13 protein-coding genes are annotated in these 15447 nt (G+C 40.7%); 9 read left to right on the top strand and 4 right to left on the bottom strand.

Annotation, left to right across the window (positions count from 1 at the left end; translation table 11 throughout):
• The first annotated feature begins 130 nt into the window (after window positions 1–130).
• Window positions 131–4669 carry a glutamate synthase large subunit gene (gene gltB / locus BM015_RS04010; protein WP_090654680.1) on the top strand — a complete coding sequence of 1513 codons (4539 nt, stop codon included), beginning with the start codon at window positions 131–133 and terminating at the stop codon, window positions 4667–4669.
• 54 nt (window positions 4670–4723) lie between these two features.
• Window positions 4724–6187 carry a glutamate synthase subunit beta gene (locus BM015_RS04005; RefSeq protein WP_090654678.1) on the top strand — a complete coding sequence of 488 codons (1464 nt, stop codon included), beginning with the start codon at window positions 4724–4726 and terminating at the stop codon, window positions 6185–6187.
• A 71-nt stretch (window positions 6188–6258) separates the two neighbouring features.
• On the opposite strand, the gene purE is transcribed toward BM015_RS04005, so the two are convergent.
• Both purE and BM015_RS03995 read right to left on the bottom strand, forming a co-directional pair.
• Window positions 6259–6783, bottom strand: a complete 525-nt coding sequence (gene purE / locus BM015_RS04000; RefSeq protein WP_090654676.1) for a 5-(carboxyamino)imidazole ribonucleotide mutase — start codon at window positions 6781–6783, stop codon at window positions 6259–6261.
• Window positions 6784–6816: 33 nt separating this feature from the next.
• Entirely contained in the window at window positions 6817–8307 is a 1491-nt protein-coding gene (locus BM015_RS03995) for a 5-(carboxyamino)imidazole ribonucleotide synthase (protein ID WP_245751211.1), read from the bottom strand.
• 258 nt (window positions 8308–8565) lie between these two features.
• On the opposite strand from BM015_RS03995, the gene BM015_RS03990 reads away from it, so the two are divergent.
• The 7 genes from BM015_RS03990 (at window position 8566) to BM015_RS03960 (ending at window position 13665) form a co-directional block, all read left to right on the top strand.
• On the top strand, window positions 8566–9225 hold the full coding sequence (locus BM015_RS03990) for a LysE family translocator (protein ID WP_245751209.1): 660 nt from the start codon (window positions 8566–8568) through the stop codon (window positions 9223–9225).
• A gap of 34 nt (window positions 9226–9259) precedes the next feature.
• The gene (locus tag BM015_RS03985; protein ID WP_143075742.1) at window positions 9260–9817 is read left to right on the top strand and encodes a hypothetical protein; all 558 of its coding nucleotides are present in this window, start codon (window positions 9260–9262) and stop codon (window positions 9815–9817) included.
• Between the two features lie 18 nt (window positions 9818–9835).
• The gene (mtgA, locus tag BM015_RS03980; protein WP_090654671.1) at window positions 9836–10558 is read left to right on the top strand and encodes a monofunctional biosynthetic peptidoglycan transglycosylase; all 723 of its coding nucleotides are present in this window, start codon (window positions 9836–9838) and stop codon (window positions 10556–10558) included.
• 76 nt (window positions 10559–10634) lie between these two features.
• Window positions 10635–11813: a methionine aminotransferase gene (locus tag BM015_RS03975; protein WP_245751208.1), complete on the top strand. Its 1179-nt coding sequence runs from the start codon at window positions 10635–10637 to the stop codon at window positions 11811–11813.
• Between the two features lie 173 nt (window positions 11814–11986).
• Window positions 11987–12406: a hypothetical protein gene (locus BM015_RS03970; protein ID WP_090654666.1), complete on the top strand. Its 420-nt coding sequence runs from the start codon at window positions 11987–11989 to the stop codon at window positions 12404–12406.
• Window positions 12407–12534: 128 nt separating this feature from the next.
• Entirely contained in the window at window positions 12535–13305 is a 771-nt protein-coding gene (locus BM015_RS03965) for an oxygenase MpaB family protein (protein WP_090654664.1), read from the top strand.
• Window positions 13306–13362: 57 nt separating this feature from the next.
• The gene (locus tag BM015_RS03960) at window positions 13363–13665 is read left to right on the top strand and encodes a polyhydroxyalkanoic acid system family protein (RefSeq protein WP_090654662.1); all 303 of its coding nucleotides are present in this window, start codon (window positions 13363–13365) and stop codon (window positions 13663–13665) included.
• Window positions 13666–13722: 57 nt separating this feature from the next.
• Here the strand turns inward: BM015_RS03960 and BM015_RS03955 are convergent, their stop codons facing one another.
• Window positions 13723–14643: a helix-turn-helix domain-containing protein gene (locus BM015_RS03955; RefSeq protein WP_090654660.1), complete on the bottom strand. Its 921-nt coding sequence runs from the start codon at window positions 14641–14643 to the stop codon at window positions 13723–13725.
• Between the two features lie 82 nt (window positions 14644–14725).
• Window positions 14726–15397: a bifunctional phosphoribosyl-AMP cyclohydrolase/phosphoribosyl-ATP diphosphatase HisIE gene (gene hisIE / locus BM015_RS03950; RefSeq protein ID WP_090654657.1), complete on the bottom strand. Its 672-nt coding sequence runs from the start codon at window positions 15395–15397 to the stop codon at window positions 14726–14728.
• Between the last annotated feature and the right edge of the window lie 50 nt (window positions 15398–15447).

The raw sequence follows: 15447 nt of genomic DNA, 5'->3' as shown, positions 1-15447 counted from the left end.
TCAAAAATTAAAGTTTATATATTAAACTAACACCTGTTAATTGCCGATTTCCGTATCTTGAAACCCTCGCCTGCCATACGAATAAAAATTTATTAATAAATTAAACTGAAATTCTGTAAAGTGCATGCCTATGGCAAGTAATTACGGGTTGTATGACCCATCTTTTGACCGCGATTCGTGCGGTATTGGTTTTGTTGCTGATATTAAGGGCAAGAAAAGCCATCAAACAATTTCTGATGCGCTTACTGTGCTTGAAAATATGGAGCATCGCGGCGCTTGTGGTTGTGAAAATAATACAGGCGATGGCGCAGGCATTATGATACAAATGCCCCATGCATTTTTTAAGGAAGAATGCTCAAAGCTTGGGTTTACATTGCCGGATTATGGCAGGTATGGCGTGGGTGTTATCTTCTTTCCAAAAGATAAAGAGCATTATGAAGAGTCACGCATGCTGTTTAGCAAATGTGCCGATGCATTGAACCTTAAAGTGCTTGGTTACAGGAAAGTGCCGGTAGATGATACGGAGATTGGTTTTTCGGCTTTAAGCGTTGAGCCGCACATTGAGCATGTTTTTATTAAATGCCCCAATCACATTTACGACCCGGAAGCGTTTGAGCGCAAGCTTTTTGTGCTGCGTAACTATGCTTCCCATCTTATTAATAAAAGTATTGGGGAAGACGAAGTTGGGTTTTATATAGCATCGCTCTCCCATAAAACTATTGTATATAAAGGCCAGCTCACCAGCGCCCAGGTACGTAACTATTTTATCGACCTTAAAAATCCAAAACTTGTAAGTGGTTTTGGGTTAGTGCATTCCAGGTTTGCTACCAATACTTTTCCTTCGTGGAAGCTTGCACAGCCATTCCGTTTTATGGCGCATAATGGCGAGATCAATACGCTGCAGGGCAATTTAAACTGGCTGCGTTCCAGCAATAAATCATTCACTTCGCCTTATTTTTCCCCGGAGGAAATGAATTTATTATTGCCAATTGTAACGCCCGGCCAGTCTGATTCTGCATGCTTGGATAATATGATAGAACTGCTCACGCTTTGCGGCCGCTCATTACCGCATGTAATGATGATGCTGATCCCTGAAGCCTGGGACGAGGATGAAAAAATGGACGCCGCTAAAAAAGCATTTTATGAATTTCATTCTGCCTTCATGGAGCCGTGGGACGGACCGGCATCTATCACTTTCACCGATGGTAATATTATAGGTGCAACATTAGACCGCAACGGTCTTCGCCCTTCACGCTACTGTGTTACTTCAGACGGGCGCGTTATCATGGGGTCTGAAACCGGTGTTTTGCCGGTTGACCAATCCCTGGTAATTGAAAAAGGAAGATTGCAGCCGGGTAAGATGTTCGTGGTTGATATGAAGCAGGGAAGAATTATCAGCGATGAAGAACTAAAACAGGAAATTTGTTCCCAGCAACCTTATGCCGACTGGCTGAATAAGTATAAGATCCGCCTGGAAGAATTGCCGGAGCCGAGAATTACTTTCTCCCAGCTAAAACCTGACCAGGTGTTTAAATATCAGAAAGCCTTTGGTTATACCTCTGAAGAGCTTGACAATATTATCACACCGATGGCGGTTGATGGCAAAGAACCTATTGGTTCAATGGGTACTGATATTCCGCTGGCAATTTTAAGCGATCAGCCACAGCATTTAAGTTCTTATTTCAAACAATTATTTGCACAGGTAACCAATCCGCCAATCGATCCTATCAGGGAAAGGCTGGTGATGTCGCTGCACACTTTTGCAGGTAATATTGGAAATATACTGGTTGAAAACCCGCTTGCCTGTCACAGCGTTTCTTTAAAGCAGCCCGTTCTTACCGATTATGAACTGGAACAAATACGCAGTATTGATACCGGTATGTTCCAGGCAAAAACATTACAATGTTATTTCAGGGCTGATGGAAACCCCGGTTCGCTCGAAGCCGGTTTAAGCAGGCTTTGCCGCTATGCGGAAGATGCCGTAAAAGATGATTTTAAAGTACTTATTTTACAGGACAGGGCAATAGATTCAGAACATGCCTCTATTCCATCTTTATTAGCCTGCTCTGCAGTGCATCATCATTTAACCAAGAAAGGCCTGCGGGGAAATGTGGGTATTATTGTAGAAGCCGGCGATGTTTGGGAAGTGCACCATTTTGCCTGCCTGATTGGGTTTGGCGCCACAGCTATCAACCCATACCTGGCTTTAGCTACCATAAAAGATTTACGCGAAAGCGGTAAAATACCGCAGGAATTATCTGAAGAGCAGTTAAAGAAGAATTATATAAAAGCTGTTAATAACGGCTTATTAAAAGTGTTCTCAAAAATGGGTATCTCTACCCTGCAATCTTACCAGGGCGCACAAATTTTTGAGATACTGGGCATAAACAAAGCAGTAGTTGATGAATATTTCACCAACGCTATTTCCCGTATTGAAGGCATGGGGCTTGATGAAATTGCCAACGAAGTGCTGGCCAAACATTTCTATGCTTTCAGCAAGAAAGAGAATTTAGGCGAAAGGTTGCCTGTTGGCGGCGTATATCAATGGCGGGCAAGAGGGGAATTTCATTTATTCAACCCCACCACCATTCACCTGCTGCAATATTCAACCAGGAAGAATGACTACAGCCTGTTTAAAAAATATTCGGCTGCAGTTAACGATCAAAGTGAAAAGGCATGCACTTTACGCAGTCTTTTCAAGTTCAAAAAAACAAGGCCGGCTATTTCTATTGATGAAGTGGAACCTGCAGAAAATATTTATAAACGTTTTGCTACCGGTGCTATGAGCTTTGGCTCCATTTCATGGGAAGCACATACTACATTGGCTATTGCCATGAACCGTCTCGGCGGTAAAAGCAATACCGGCGAAGGCGGTGAAGACGATGTGCGTTACACACCATTGCCAAACGGCGATTCCATGCGCAGTTCTATCAAACAAATAGCTTCGGCGCGTTTTGGCGTAACCAGTTATTATTTAACGGAAGCTGATGAATTGCAGATCAAAATGGCGCAGGGCGCCAAGCCTGGTGAAGGCGGGCAACTGCCTGGCCATAAAGTAGATAAATGGATTGGCCGCATTCGTCACGCAACACCGGGCGTGGGTTTGATTTCGCCACCACCGCACCACGATATTTATTCTATTGAAGATTTAGCGCAATTAATATTTGATTTGAAAAATGCCAACCGTAAAGCGCGGGTGAATGTAAAATTGGTAAGTAAAGCAGGTGTGGGCACCATTGCTGCCGGGGTTACAAAAGCCAAGGCTGATGTGGTATTAATTTCCGGTCACGATGGTGGTACAGGCGCCTCACCGGTAAGCTCTATCAGGCACACGGGTTTGCCCTGGGAACTTGGATTGGCCGAAACCCATCAAACACTGGTTACAAACAGGTTGCGCGACAGGGTTGTAGTGCAGGCCGATGGCCAGATGAAAACAGGCCGCGATATTGCTATTGCAGCTTTATTGGGCGCTGAAGAATGGGGCGTTGCAACCGCAGCTTTAATTGTAGAAGGTTGTATTATGATGCGTAAATGCCATTTGAATACCTGCCCTGTGGGTGTGGCTACGCAGGATGAAAATTTGCGCAAAAAGTTTACCGGCGATCCTGAACACGTAATTAACTTCTTCAGGTTTATTACACAGGAATTAAGGGAAATAATGGCCGAGCTTGGCTTCAGGACGGTGAATGAAATGATTGGCCAGGCAGATTGCCTTGAAATGCGCGATAATATTACGCACTGGAAGTTTAAAAATATTGATGCTTCTGCAATATTATTCAAAGCCCCGGCGCCGTTAAATGCTGCCGTTTATTGCAGCGAAAGCCAGGATGATGTGCTGGAAGGCGTGCTCGACTGGAAGCTGCTGGAAAAAGCGCAGCCAGCCATCCTCAGCAAAGAAAAAGTGTATGCAGAATTTGATATAAAAAATACAGACCGCACTACCGGCACCATTGTTTCCAACGAAATAACGAAAGTGCATAAGGCAGCAGGCTTACCGGATGATACCATTCATTTTAAATTTAAAGGAACAGCCGGCCAAAGCTTCGGCGCTTTTAATACAAAAGGCGTTACGCTTGAACTGGAAGGCGATGCCAATGATTATTTCGGAAAAGGCCTGAGCGGTGCAAGACTTATTGTTTATCCCGCACAGGAAGCCACTTATGTTCCGGAAGAAAATATTATTATCGGCAATGTGGCGCTCTATGGCGCAACAGATGGAGAAGTGTTCATTCGCGGTAAAGCCGGCGAGCGTTTCTGTGTAAGAAATTCAGGCGCTTCGGTTGTAGTGGAAGGCGTGGGCGACCATGGTTGCGAATATATGACCGGTGGTATTGCAGTAATACTTGGCGGCACAGGTAAAAACTTTGCAGCAGGCATGAGCGGTGGTATTGCATTTGTGTATGATGTGAATGGAAACTTCACGGAAAACTGCAACGTGGAAATGGTAGATCTTGACCCGGTGGATGAAAAAGATGAAATTGGTTTAAAAGAACTCATTCATAAACATTATCTCACAACCGGAAGCACAGTTGCCAGGTTTATGCTGGAAGATTTTGAGAACCAGTTAAAGAATTTCATAAAAGTATTCCCTAAAGATTACAAGAAAGCGCTCAGCCAGCGTATGGCAGAAGCCGAATCTGAGTCTGAATCAGAAACCGCAGTGAAATAAATTTTTTGATCACCAACTTTAAATAGTTATCCTCCTATAAAGAAAAGTGTGCTTATGGGCAAGACAACAGGGTTTTTAGAATTTGACAGAGCAACGCCGGCAAAGGTACCGGTGCAGGAAAGGCTTAAAAATTACCATGAGTTTGTGGGCCGGTTCAGTGAAACGGAATTAAATCACCAGGCTGCACGATGTATGAATTGTGGTGTTCCGTTCTGCCACAGCCATAGCGGCTGCCCGCTTGGCAATGTTATTCCTGAATTTAATGATGCCGTATATCGTAAAAGCTGGAAGGAAGCGTACGATATTTTAAGCACCACCAATAATTTCCCGGAGTTCACAGGCCGTATTTGCCCTGCACCCTGCGAAACAGCCTGTGTGCTCGGCATCAATAACCCGCCGGTAACCATTGAGGAAATTGAGAAGCATATTATTGAGATTGCTTTTGAACATGGCTTTGTTCAACCTAAAAAAATAAATGTGCGCAGCGGCAAAAAAGTGGCCGTTATTGGCTCAGGGCCATCAGGGCTTGCGGCTGCCGCACAGTTGAATTATGCGGGCCATTCTGTTACCGTTTTTGAAAGAGATGATGTGCCTGGCGGTTTATTGCGCTATGGCATCCCCGATTTCAAACTGGAAAAATGGGTGATTGACAGAAGGCTTGATATATTAGAGAAAGAAGGCATTGAATTTAAATGCAATGCTAATGTGGGTGTAAACGTTCCGGTAAAGGAAATACTGGATAATTATGATGCAGTTGTTGTGGCCGGTGGCTCAACCATTCCAAGGGATTTGCCGGCGACTGGCCGTGATGCCAAAGGCGTGCATTTTGCCATGGAATTTTTAAAGCAGCAAAATAAATTCAATGCTGAAAAAAATCCTTTTGCCAACAGTGATATTGAAAGCAATATCTATCCTGAAATCATCAATGCGTTTAATAAGGAAGTAATAGTGATTGGCGGCGGCGATACCGGCAGCGACTGTATCGGCACATCTAAAAGGCAGGGTGCTAAATCTGTTTTGCAGATTGAATTGTTGCCCCAACCACCAAAGTCAAGAACACATCACATGCCATGGCCTACTTATCCTATGTTGTTGAAAACAACTTCTTCACACGAGGAAGGTGCCGACAGGGAATGGGCAATTGCCACCAAAGAATTTTTAAAAGACGAGGAAGGCAACTTAAAAGCCCTTAAAGTGATAAGCCTTGAATGGCAATTGGGCGAAGACGGACGAGCTGCAGGATTTAAAGAAATTGCCGGAACAGAACGTGAAATACCCTGCCAGCTCATTTTACTGGCTATGGGTTTTGTACATCCGCAGCATAAAGGCATGCTGGAAGACCTGAAGGTTGACCTGGATGAAAGAAAAAATGTAAAGGCTGATAATAAAAGCTATCAAACTAATAATAAAAAAGTATTTGCAGCCGGTGATATGCGCCGCGGCCAGTCGCTGGTGGTTTGGGCCATTAACGAAGGACGGCAATGTGCAGAAAGCGTTGATGCGTTTTTAAATGTATAAATCTCTATAAGTTTTATTGTATTGTTGTTAAAAGAAAGCTGCTGTATATGGCAGCTTTTCTTTTTTATTGATTAAAAATTATCAAAACTATTTTGCCATTCAGCGGATAAATTCTTTGCTTTATTCAATACAGATGTTTCAAGATCGTTTTTGTATTGTTTTAAAGCCGCCGCTATTTTTTCATCTGAAGTGCTAATAATCTGCGCTGCAATAATACCCGCATTCTTTGCAGCATTCAATGCAACGGTTGCCACCGGAACGCCATTCGGCATTTGCAAAATAGAAAGCACAGAATCCCATCCATCAATAGAGTTGGAAGATTTTACAGGCACACCAATAACCGGTAATATTGTTAAGCTGGCTACCATGCCGGGCAAATGTGCTGCGCCGCCGGCGCCGGCAATAATTACCTTTAAACCGCGCTCTGCCGCCTTTGTTGCATACTCCACCATACGCATTGGTGTGCGGTGCGCTGAAACAACCGTTAACTCAAAAGGAATATTAAATTCTTTCAAAATATTGGCGGCATCCTGCATAATTTTTAAATCGCTGTCGCTGCCCATGATGATACCGACGAGAGGTTGATTAGTTGGCATGTTGATATGTATTAAGGAAAGAATGTAAATATATCAGCTTATTACTTTTAATGTGCTTTTTATGCGATGCACTTTATTGAGCAAATCAGTTTTGTCTGCGCTCATGATAGTTACATGTCCCATCTTCCTGCCGGGCTTGGTTTGTGTTTTTCCATAAAGATGAACAAATGTATTGTTCATGCTTAATACTTCATCCATGCCTGCATATTTGGCCGGGCCGCTATGGCCTTCTTCACCCAGCAGGTTTACGATTGCTGAAGGAAGGATGGCTGCTGTATTGCCCAGCGGATAACCTAACATAATCCGCCATAGCATATCATACTGGCTGCAATAACTGGCTTCAATGGTATGATGCCCGCTATTATGCACCCGCGGTGCAGATTCATTTACCAGCACTTTATTGTTTTTATCAACAAACATTTCTATAGCAAATAAACCGGCACTGTTGAAATTTTTTACAAGCTGTAATGCTATGCTTTTTGCTTCTTCTAAAATTGTTTCAGGTAAATCCGCCGGCGAAACCTGGTAATCGAGCAGGTTTAGTTCGGGATCAAAAACCATTTCGGTGGCGGGATAAACGGCGGTTTCTCCTTTATCATTCATTGCCACTATTACAGCGATCTCTTTTTGTATGCTTACCATTTTTTCCAATACTGACGGCGCATCAAAACCTTTATCTATCGATGCCTCATCTCTTATTACCTGCACGCCTTTGCCATCATAACCGCCTTGCCCTATTTTGTGCACGGCCGGTAAAAAACCTATATGGCTTTTTAATTCTTCCAGGTTTTGCGTAATGATAAATCCAGGTGAAGGAATATTATGTTGCTGATAAAATTCCTTTTGCGTAACCTTGTTCTTAATCATCTTAATTATCGCTGGCTTTGGATAAATTTTTACGCCCTCACTTTCCAGCTTTTCTAATGCTTCTACATTTACAGCCTCTATTTCTATAGTTAATGCATCAAGCCCTTTGCCGAAATTATATACGGTATCAAAGTCTTTGATATCACCTTTTATAAAATGATGGCATAAATGTGCGGCTGGTGCATTTTCATCATTTTCCAAAACATAGGTATCAACTACATAATTAGCGGCTGCCTGTAAGAGCATACGGCCTAATTGTCCGCCACCGAGAATGCCTGCCCTGAGCGGAGCCGAAGGGCTTTTGGTAATGGATGTTGTTTGAGGGATGGAAGAAGATTGAGCGGAGCCGAAATCTTTGTATTTGCTATGCGACATATTCTGACATTGTGATAAAAGCTGCAATTTGTGAAAATTCTGCTCAATCAATGCTTTCTTTTTTCCTCTTGTCCATCCACGCAATTGTTGTTGCCTTTTTATGGCATCGGGTAAAGATGGAATTACTTCATAATACATCATTTCAACAGGGGTGCGAATATTGGTGAACTCGTAAACACCTTCATTATGTAATTTGAAATCTTTCAGCAAATCATTTGACAACCCTATAAAATAGGCATCATCGTAACATTTAAGTATATAAACAAAGTATTGTTCCTGCATCTATCTAAAATAAAAAAATATTTCGACTGCGCTCAATATACATGTCCTTCGGCTCCGCTCAGGACGCACTTTACAGCACTCTAATATTTACAACCATCTTCAATGATGTTATACCTTTAAATTTGAGCTATGCCTGAATAAAACAATATACGGCCATGGTATATGTTAATATATCCTTGCCCGAAATGCATCTTAACAGCCCTTCAAAAAGAATAATTCTTTACTTTGCCGCCAATTAATGTACCATAAGTTTTCATAATGTTTGAAGCATTAGTGAAAGGATTAATTTTAGGATTGCTCTTAAGTGTGTCTGTTGGTCCTGTAATTTTTTCTATCCTTAAACAAAGTCTCAATAATGGTCATCGTGGCGGTTATGCGTTTATAGCGGGCGTATCAGTAAGTGATGTGCTGATTGTTATCATTTGCAATATGTTCACCCGTTTATTCGATACTATGCTGGAGCATGAACTTATTATTGGTATTGCAGGTAGCAGTTTACTGGTAGCTTTAGGCATTTACAATTTTTTCTTTCGAAAGGTGCAGGTGGAAAATGGAATGCTTACAACCAATAACCTGCGCACCCATCACCTGGCCGGTATTTTTTTCTCCGGCTTTTTTATGAATGCCTTAAATCCCGGTGCGTTATTATTCTGGTTTGCCACCACAGCAACTATTACGGCAGATTCAAAGCTGGTGGAACATCCCGATCAATACCGGGTGGTTGTTTTTCTTACAACCCTTGCGTTTAACCTTGCGGCAGATACAACCAAGGTATTGCTGGCAAATAAGATCAGGCTGAAATTAACGCCGCATAACATTCATATCATCAATCGCATATCAGGGGTTATACTGGCAGGTTTTGGAATTGCTATCGTTGTTACCATGCTTATACGCAATGCCCATGCGGGCAACCTTTAACAAGCTGTTATCAAGCCGCGTAGTATTTTTAAAAATGAAAAGCTGCATACTTTCAATCATAGCTGCATTAGCCCTTACATCTTCTTTTGCACAATCCGATTTTATTCAGCTTAAAAAAAATAACAAGGTTATAAAAAGCTGGTTTAAAGGAAATGATTTTTACGGTCAGTTAAAGAACGGCAACTGGATAACGGCTGAGGTTTATAAAATCCAGGATGACAGTTTATACCTGCGGCCTTACGTAGTAAGAACTTATGCCAACAGGCTTGGATTACCTTTTTTAGATACGACTTATTATGGTTTGATGCCGGTGCACCCAAACCAGTTAAATGCTTTTCCGAGAGAAGACAGGGGCTTTGGTTATGTAAAGAACGGATGGATATTTGACATTGCAGGCGGCGGCTATTTACTGCTGAATGTGATTAATACATTAAGCGATAATGAACCTGTTTTCGGTTCAGATAATCTTCCTAAAATAGGCATTGCGGCAGGTGTGCTTGCTATAGGCGTTGTGCTGGGATTAACGCATAAATCCACCTACATTATCGGTAAAAAATATCACATAGAATATATAAATGCAAAACCATCTTAATAGTACTTTCGGCCTTGAATGAAATCGAAAAAGCAATCAAAGTTCAAAACATTCCTGCGCCGTCTCTTCAAGATAATTCTTTACGGGTTTATTCTTTCACTTATATATTTATTAGTTTGTAAATGGCTGATGCCACCCATAACTTTTACGCAATTAACAAACTGGGTTGGCGGTTATGGTTTAAAAAGAGATTATGTAAGCTGGGATGATATTTCATCCAATGTGAAGCTGGCTGCCATTGCAGGCGAAGATCAATTATTTCCGATGCACAATGGTTTTGACTGGAAAGCTATTTCAAAAAGCATGGACAACGACCCTTCCAAAAATGGAAGATCAGTAGGCGCTGCGGCAAGCACCATAAGCCAGCAAACAGCAAAAAATGTTTTCCTGTTCCAGGGCGAAGGCGTTTTGCGTTATGTGCGCAAACCTTTGGAAGCAGTTTATACAGGATTGATAGAATTGATATGGGGCAAGCGCCGCATACTGGAAGTGTATCTCAATACAATTGAAATGGGTAAAGGCATTTTTGGTATTGAAGCAGCGGCGCAAAAATATTTTGGTAAGCATGCAAAAAACTTATCGCGCAATGAAGCTGCTATGATCATTGCCTGTTTGCCCAATCCAAAAATATACTCTGTAAAACCGGCCAGCCGCTTTGTAAGCTGGAAAAGCAAATGGATATTAAGACAGATGAATAATGTGCAGGGCGATAAAAACGTAGCAGCATTGTTGCGTGAGTAGTTGATTGGTTAATAAGTTGAAAGGTTGTTGTAAACCCGTGAACCATTAAACTTGTGAATATTTAAACGGTAAACTTGTGAACTTAAAATTATACTCCCCTTTAGGGGATGGGGGCTTAATTTCCAAACTTCCCGATACCGGTACAACCATATTTACCGTAATGAGCCAGCTGGCGCTGGAACATAACGCTATTAACCTCGGCCAGGGTTTTCCTGATTTTATGATGAGTGAAGAATTAATTGCGTTGGTAAATGCAGCCATGCTGCAGGGCCATAACCAGTATGCGCACATGTGTGGCGTACCGTTGCTGCGTGAAAAGCTTGCACAAAAAATACAAAAGCTATATAACAGTGATGCCAATGCTGAAACGCAGATCACAATAACGCCGGGTGGCACGTATGCCATTTATACAGCGCTTACAAGTATGCTAAAAAAAGATGATGAAGTAATTGTGTTTGAGCCTGCCTATGATAGTTATATCCCCAACATCACTGTAAATGGAGCAAAGCCGGTTTTAATACAATTGCAATATCCTGCTTATAATATTCCATGGCATAAAGTGCATGAGAAGATAACAGCTAAAACAAGAGCCATCATTATTAATTCGCCACATAACCCAACGGGCGCTGTAATAAATGAAAGCGATATTGAACAACTAAAGCTTATCATTCAAAAACATAAAAATATTTTTATTGTAAGCGATGAAGTGTATGAGCATTTAATATTTGATGACATTGCACATCTTAGTATTTTGCGTTATCCTGAACTTCTTGAAAGAAGCTTTGTTTGTTTCTCATTTGGCAAAACATATCATTGTACCGGCTGGAAGATTGGCTATTGCATCGCTTCGCCATCGCTTATGCATGAGTTCAGAAAAGTGCACCAGTTCAACTGTTTTAGCGTAAACAGTTTTGTTCAATATGCATTGGCTGAATTTTTAAATAATGAAGATGCCTATTTATCATTAAGCAATTTCATTCAGCGCAAAAGAGATTATTTTCAAAACCTGATGAAGACTACGAAATTCAGGCCGCTTGCATCGCATGGCAGTTATTTCCAGTGTTACAGCTACAAAGATTTAAGTGATGAAAATGATATGGAATTTGCCATCCGTTTAACCAAAGAATACGGTGTGACGGCTATTCCTTTAAGCAGCTTTTATCAAAATAAAAGGGATGATAAAGTGTTACGTTTTTGTTTCGCCAAAAAAGAAGGTACACTAAAGGAAGCGGCTGAAAGATTGAGCAGGTTGTAAACCCTTACTGTATTTTATCTTTATCTGAATTGTATTATTTACCTTTTAACCTTCATAAAACCCTTTTACATATTTGAATGCCGGTAAGCTTTAGCCGGTATTAATTTTAGCATCGTTTACCTTCCAGCCAATACCATTTATCTACTTTAATTATTAATTTAAAAAAAGGAACAATGAAAAAACTTACGCTCTTTGTAAGCGCTTTTGTAATGTGTGCATTTGCAGCCAATGCACAATGTGATAAAAAGATAAAATGGAACGCATCAAAAATGGAAATGGTTGATACGTCTGGTAATGTAAGAAGTAAAGACGGCATTATAACGGTAATTACCGGCGATGGAAAAATTGTTGTAACAGCAGCGGAAGACAATGAACAATTAAGCGGCGGCATTACAGATTATGTTTGCAATTGGAAAGACAGGAATAATGGCAGTATGAGTTTTAAAAGTTTGCTTACAGATACGCACGGAAAAGAACGCCATGCAACCATAACCATAGAAGCGAAAGATGGTAAAACAGTTATGGTATTTTCTGCCGAAGAAGAATTAACCAAAATGCAGTTGCCAATAGACGCTTATGAAGAAATAAATTAAAAGGCCTTATAATAATCCTTGTGAAATGGCAGGCAGGTGCAGCAGCATTCAATACTTCTATATATTCAATTAGAAAGAAATTGAAGAAGATAAAAGATATTTGCCGGTGAATAATAATTGAATGAGTGATGGAGGATGATGCTGAGTTTTTTGTTAAACAAGACTCTATTGTAAGAAAAATATGGGGCAAAGCCGATACGGTAATGTTTATTTTCGCCGGCTCTGCTGCTGAATTTGCTTTGAATAAAGCTGTTGACTGGCTTTACTTCACGGGCAAATTGCCTGCCGACCCAATTGGCCGTTTATTTTCAACTGTAACGTATGCAACCGCCATCATTTTTGCAGATTTAGATAATGCACATAAGGCTATTGACAGGATAACCTCTATTCATACTGCCATTGAAAAAGGCAGGAATGCAGCTATTCCTGATTGGGCTTACCGGGATGTTTTATATATGCTCATTCACTACTCTGTTGCATCTTATGAACTGTTGGAAAAAAAATTGACCGCAGCAGAAAAGGAAGAAGTGTTCGATGTGTTTTACAGAGTGGGCAAACGCATGCATTTAAAAGCATTGCCCACAGATTATACATCGTGGGCGAAGGATTATGCCTCGCATCTTCAGAATGACCTGGTGAAAAGTAAATTCACCGTTGATTTGTTTAAACAATACAAAAAACATCTTGGCGCTTTTCGTTATTATATATTGGTCGAAGTGCAAAAATTGCTGGTGCCAAAACGGGTGCATGCATTGCTGGGCTTTAATAAATTTTCTATAATGCGCATAGTAATTCCGGGTTATAAATTATCCAGGATGATTAAGCTTGATGGCTTTTTAAAAGCAATGATTTTACCGCAGGAATATAAGCCACGTATAAAAGAATTGGATATTGTTTAAACTTTTCTGGCATTTCTTTAGATAGCTGAAGATATATTTGTTCCTCAATTTTATACTATGTCAGCACTCAATTTAAGCGTACCGCACAGCCTTACCAAAGAAGAAGCTTTAACCCGCATCAAAAACCTTTTGTCAAACCTTAAAGAAGATAAGAAAGACATTGTTTCTGACGTGCAGGAAAACTGGCAGGATAATAAAGGCAATTTTAGTTTTAAAGCCAAAGGCTTTGATCTTTCCGGAAATATTATTGTGAATGATGCTGATGTTCAGATAAATTCTGATCTGCCGTTTGCAGTGTCATTTTTCAAGGGCGCTATCAGCGATATGATAACCAAAAAAACAAAGGAATTACTGGCATAGATGTACCAGCTATATAAAAACGACTTGTGAACTCTTCAACTTTAAACAACAATACATTTATTTCAGCAACTCACAAGGTTTAAGCCCGGTATGCTTTTTAAATGCTGCAGAAAAATGAGAGATGGAGGAATAACCAAGCAAGTCACTTACATCTGTTACGCTTAAATTCTTTTCATATAAAAGATATTTTGCGTGCTCCATGCGTTGCTGCTGGTAAAAATCGAAAATGGTGGTACCGAAAATTTCCTTGAAGCCTTTCTTAAGATAACATTCATTAATGGCTACTTTCCGGCTTAATTCTTTTATGGTAATAGGGTTGCCTATATTTTCCAGTAAAATGTCACGTGCTTTGTAAATGCTGTCGCGGCCACTTTCATTTTCAAGAAACTTGCAGGCGAAGCCTTCTTCTTTTTCATCAATCAAGCATTCAACACTGTACAATAACAACTCATGCACTTTCGCATTCGTATAAACATTCTCCAGTGCGCCGGTGAAATTATTATTCAGCATAGCATCAAGCACCATGCGCTTACGGTTGCAAACAGGAAAAAGCTTGTTGAATGAATAAGGATATTTGAAAGCCAGCACTTCATCTTTACGATTTGTGAGCTTTACGTTATGTACAAACTGGTAAAGAAAACTGGTTGAAAAATGAAAGGAGAAAACATCAATCGTATTGTGGCTTTTACAACCGGCATCTTCAGCCTGACCGCAGGAAAGACAATTTTTACCGGAACAATACCTGTTTCCGGTAATGCAAAAGCGCATTTCAAAGAAATTTTCGTCGGGCTGGTTTTTGCTGTAATGATATACCAGCATGCCCTTATCTTCCATATTCACAAAATCAGGCGCATTATACCTGCGGATTACGTAATGTGCAGAACCCGGAATTTCCTGTCCTTTCAGTTCCAGTAAATCCATTCTTGAGTCTATAGTATCGCGGTGCGCAGCTTGTAATATGTCCAGCGTCTGCATCATAAAGGTTGCAAAGATAAACCCTATCCCGCAACCTTCATAAGGAAACGCCTTTAAGGGGCTTATTTTACAAAAGCATTACAAATTATGCGCCTTCATTCTCAGGCAGGGAGTTAGGTCCAGCCGCATGCCTGGCTTCGAGCACTTTTATAATATCATTCAGCCGCATGCCTTTGGCATTAAGTAAAATCAGGTAATGAAATAAAAGATCGGCTGCTTCATTTTTAAACAAACCTTCATTATCATCTTTGGCTTCAATTACCACTTCTACGGCTTCTTCGCCCACTTTTTGCGCAATCTTATTAATGCCTTTTTTAAACAAACTGTTTACATAAGAGCCTTCCTGCCTGGTTTCTTTTCTCGATTGAATAATCTTTTCAAGCTGCTGCAAAAAGCTGCCTTCATTTGTTTCATTAAAACAGGTATCGGCGCCGGTATGGCAAACAGGCCCAACAGGGTTTGCTTTAACGAGCAAACAATCATTATCACAATCCTGCAAAATTTCTTTAACCAGCAAAAAGTTGCCACTTGTTTCACCTTTAGTCCAAAGCCTTTGTTTGCTGCGGCTGAAGAAGGTTACTTTTTCTTCAACAATAGTTTTATTGTATGCTGCTTCATCCATATAACCCAGCATTAAAACTTTATTGGTTAAAGCATCCTGCACAATAACCGGAACAAGTTTATCCGGGAATTTATTGAAGTCTGGCTTTATGCCTCCATTCTCCGAAGGAATGTTTATATGCTCGTGATTGCTCATTTTATAAAAAAATATTTTGATAAATTTTATGTTACCAGCTATGGTATTTC

It is taken from the genome of Parafilimonas terrae (genome assembly GCF_900115755.1).
In the GTDB taxonomy this organism is placed as follows: domain Bacteria; phylum Bacteroidota; class Bacteroidia; order Chitinophagales; family Chitinophagaceae; genus Parafilimonas; species Parafilimonas terrae.
The sequence above is the reverse complement of the archived record's forward strand: the minus strand, read 5'-3'. Positions and strand labels throughout refer to the sequence as shown.

What these genes read in the sequence shown, in the direction of transcription:
- gltB (WP_090654680.1), top strand. Translation starts at nt 131, where the DNA reads ATGGCAAGTAATTACGGGTTGTATGACCCATCTTTTGACCGCGATTCG.
- BM015_RS04005 (WP_090654678.1), top strand. Translation starts at nt 4,724, where the DNA reads ATGGGCAAGACAACAGGGTTTTTAGAATTTGACAGAGCAACGCCGGCA.
- purE (WP_090654676.1), bottom strand. Translation starts at nt 6,783, where the DNA reads ATGCCAACTAATCAACCTCTCGTCGGTATCATCATGGGCAGCGACAGC.
- BM015_RS03995 (WP_245751211.1), bottom strand. Translation starts at nt 8,307, where the DNA reads ATGCAGGAACAATACTTTGTTTATATACTTAAATGTTACGATGATGCC.
- BM015_RS03990 (WP_245751209.1), top strand. Translation starts at nt 8,566, where the DNA reads ATGTTTGAAGCATTAGTGAAAGGATTAATTTTAGGATTGCTCTTAAGT.
- BM015_RS03985 (WP_143075742.1), top strand. Translation starts at nt 9,260, where the DNA reads ATGAAAAGCTGCATACTTTCAATCATAGCTGCATTAGCCCTTACATCT.
- mtgA (WP_090654671.1), top strand. Translation starts at nt 9,836, where the DNA reads ATGAAATCGAAAAAGCAATCAAAGTTCAAAACATTCCTGCGCCGTCTC.
- BM015_RS03970 (WP_090654666.1), top strand. Translation starts at nt 11,987, where the DNA reads ATGAAAAAACTTACGCTCTTTGTAAGCGCTTTTGTAATGTGTGCATTT.
- BM015_RS03965 (WP_090654664.1), top strand. Translation starts at nt 12,535, where the DNA reads ATGGAGGATGATGCTGAGTTTTTTGTTAAACAAGACTCTATTGTAAGA.
- BM015_RS03960 (WP_090654662.1), top strand. Translation starts at nt 13,363, where the DNA reads ATGTCAGCACTCAATTTAAGCGTACCGCACAGCCTTACCAAAGAAGAA.
- BM015_RS03955 (WP_090654660.1), bottom strand. Translation starts at nt 14,643, where the DNA reads ATGATGCAGACGCTGGACATATTACAAGCTGCGCACCGCGATACTATA.
- hisIE (WP_090654657.1), bottom strand. Translation starts at nt 15,397, where the DNA reads ATGAGCAATCACGAGCATATAAACATTCCTTCGGAGAATGGAGGCATA.